2 rRNA genes are annotated in these 3,582 nt (G+C 53.5%); both read right to left on the bottom strand.

Features of this window, described 5'->3' with window-relative positions:
* Positions 1 to 31: 31 nt before the first annotated feature.
* Positions 32 to 146: ribosomal RNA gene (rrf, locus tag ACR0E2_RS20580) — 5S ribosomal RNA — on the bottom strand.
* 163 nt (positions 147 to 309) lie between these two features.
* Positions 310 to 3,175 (bottom strand): 23S ribosomal RNA (locus tag ACR0E2_RS20575).
* Positions 3,176 to 3,582 lie beyond the last annotated feature (407 nt).

Raw genomic sequence — 3,582 nt, 5'->3', positions numbered from 1 at the left:
ATCGTGTTAGAGAGATGTGGGCTTTTACTAGGTTTGGCGGTGACCTACTCTCCCGGGGCTTAAGCCCAAGTACCATTGGCGCGGCAGTGCTTAACTTCCGGGTTCGGGATGGGACCGGGTGTTTCACTTGCGCTATGACCACCAAACCGAGGAAAAGCCCACGTCGCTCTTTTTGCTTTGCAAAAAGGCGACGCGCGGGAGGCAGCGTATTCGCTTGCGAATGCGCGTTCCCGCACGGTTGTTAATCAGATCAACGTTGTCCAACTCAAGGTCGGTGTATGCTTTGGTCTTGTCTTTCCATTACTGGATCAAATCAAGCCTATCGGGCGATTAGTACCGGTCAACTGAACGCATTACTGCGCTTACATCTCCGGCCTATTGACGTGGTGGTCTTCCACGGCCCTCAGGGAGACCTTGTTTTGAGGGGGGCTTCCCGCTTAGATGCCTTCAGCGGTTATCCTGTCCGATCATAGCTACCCAGCACTGCCGTTGGCACGACAACTGGTCCACCAGTGGATCGTTCACCCCGGTCCTCTCGTACTAGGGGCAACTCCTCTCAAGTCTCCTACACCCACGGCAGATAGGGACCGAACTGTCTCACGACGTTCTAAACCCAGCTCACGTACCTCTTTAAACGGCGAACAGCCGTACCCTTGGGACCTGCTCCAGCCCCAGGATGAGATGAGCCGACATCGAGGTGCCAAACACTGCCGTCGATATGGACTCTTGGGCAGTATCAGCCTGTTATCCCCGGCGTACCTTTTATCCGTTGAGCGATGGCCCTTCCACTCGGGACCACCGGATCACTATGGCCGTCTTTCGACTCTGCTCGACTTGTCAGTCTCGCAGTCAGGCTGGCTTCTGCCATTGCACTCAACGAGCGATTTCCGACCGCTCTGAGCCAACCTTCGCGCGCCTCCGTTACGCTTTAGGAGGCGACCGCCCCAGTCAAACTACCCGCCACGCAGGGTCCCGGATCCGGATAACGGACCGCGGTTAGACATCAAGAGTGCGAAGGGTGGTATCTCAAGGGAGGCTCCACCGCGACTGGCGTCACGGTTTCAAAGCCTACCACCTATCCTGCACATCACAATCCTGATGCCAGTGCGAAGCTGTAGTAAAGGTGCACGGGGTCTTTCCGTCTAACCGCGGGAAGCCTGCATCTTGACAGGCAATTCAATTTCGCTGAGTCGATGTTGGAGACAGCGGGGAAGTCGTTACGCCATTCGTGCAGGTCGGAACTTACCCGACAAGGAATTTCGCTACCTTAGGACCGTTATAGTTACGGCCGCCGTTTACCTGGGCTTCAATTCAAGGCTCTCACCTCTCCTTTTAACCTTCAGGCACCGGGCAGGCGTCAGACCCTATACGTCGTCTTGCGACTTCGCAGAGCCCTGTGTTTTTAATAAACAGTCGCCACCCCCTGGTTTGTGCCCCCAGCCCCTAGTTGCCTAGGAACCGGGCCTCCTTCTCGCGAACTTACGGAGGTATTTTGCCGAGTTCCTTCAACATCGTTCTCTCAAGCGCCTTGGTATGCTCTACCAGTCCACCTGTGTCGGTTTAGGGTACGGTCTGATGGAGGGCTATTTCCAGGAACCACTCAGCAGCCCAATCAATCCGATAAGATTGAACTACACCTGTGATCCGTCACATCCTCCTGGCCCAGGAATATTAACCTGGTTCCCATCGCCTACGCCTTTCGGCCTCGGCTTAGGGGCCGGCTTACCCTGCTCAGATTAGCTTTAAGCAGGAACCCTTGGACTTTCGGCGAGAGTGTCTCTCACACTCTTTGTCGCTACTCATGTCATCATTCTCACTAGTGATCTCTCCACCGGATCCCTCACAGGCCGGCTTCATCGAAAGAACTCTATCCTGCGCTACCGCCTATTCGGCTACTTGAGCGCGATTACGCGCGCCACATAACCGGCGGCAATACAGGATGAGTTCTATGTCACACTACGCTCTGCTACCATGCCTTACGGCATCCTAAGCTTCGGCTCATGGCTTGAGCCCCGTTACATCTTCGCCGCAGGACAACTTGTTTAGACCAGTGAGCTGTTACGCTATCTTTAAAGGATGGCTGCTTCTAAGCCAACCTCCTGGTTGTTTTGGTCGTCCCACCTGCTTTCCCACTTAGCCATGAATTGGGGGCCTTAGCTGTAGGTCAGGGTTGTTTCCCTCTCCACTACGGACGTTAGCATCCGCAGTGTGTCTGCCATCTAGTACTCCCGGGTATTCGGAGTTTGGTTAGGATCAGTAAGCCTGTGGGGCCCCATTACCCATCCAGTGCTCTACCCCCCGGGGTATTCGGATGACGCTCTACCTAAATAGATTTCGCAGAGAACCAGCTATCTCCGAGTTTGATTGGCCTTTCACCCCTAGGCACAGCTCATCCCGATCCTTTTCAACGGATGTGGGTTCGGTCCTCCAGTAAGTGTTACCTTACCTTCAACCTGGCCATGCCTAGATCACTCGGTTTCGGGTCTGATCCCACGAACTCATACGCCCTATTAAGACTCGCTTTCGCTACGCCTACACCTAACGGCTTAAGCTTGCTCGTGAGACCAAGTCGATGACCCATTATACAAAAGGTACGCCGTCAGCTCGCAAGGAGCCTCCGACTGATTGTAGGCGTTCGGTTTCAGGTACTGTTTCACTCCCCTCGTCGGGGTGCTTTTCACCTTTCCCTCACGGTACTGGTTCGCTATCGGTCAGCAAGGAGTACTTAGCCTTCGAAGGTGGTCCTCCGATCTTCAGACAGAATTTCACGTGTTCCGCCCTACTTAATACGTCCGTCAAAGCTTCCTATACGGGGCTGTCACCCGCTATGGCCACGCTTCCCAACGTGTTCTAGTCACTTATCCGGCTCGGCTGGTCCCCGTTCGCTCGCCGCTACTAGGGGAGTATCAATTGATTTCCTTTCCTCCGGGTACTTAGATGTTTCAGTTCCCCGGGTTTGCTCTTAAAACCCTATGTATTCAGGTCTTAAGTACCTGTTCATGCTCATTATTGATCAGCTGTGCTAACAATAACAAACATTCAGGTGGGTTGCCCCATTCAGAGATCCATGGATCAAAGCTTATTCTCAGCTCCCCATGGCTTATCGCAGAGTATCACGTCTTTCATCGCCTCTTGCTGCCAAGGCATTCACCAAACGCCCTTCTCGCGCTTGATTTGATCCAGAAAGAGAAAGACATAACATTTTGCGCTACCGCCTATTCGGCTACTTGAGCGCGTGAACCCTTCCGGCCTGCGGCCTTCACGGTTCGACTATGTCCAACGCGATCATCCAGCTGGTAACTAAAGATGATCTTTCTTCTGAACCAAAAGCATACTTTCCCGCCTTCCATCCTGGAACCCATGCTGCCGATGTCGGTCGGCCCCGCACGGAGAATGAAAGACATGCACGATCTGATGATCGTGCGGGTTAGTGTACTTGACTTGGACAACTCTGTTCGTTTCAGCCGGGATATTCAAAGAGGGACGAGGAAACATCCCAAATCGAACCTCCTCCGAAGAGGACCAACTGAGATCAACGCCACACTCGGCGCGATCAAACAGTGTTGATTGATTTCTCTCTAT

It is taken from the genome of Ruegeria sp. A4 (assembly GCF_056543025.1).
This window is presented reverse-complemented; position numbering and strand designations above follow the sequence as displayed.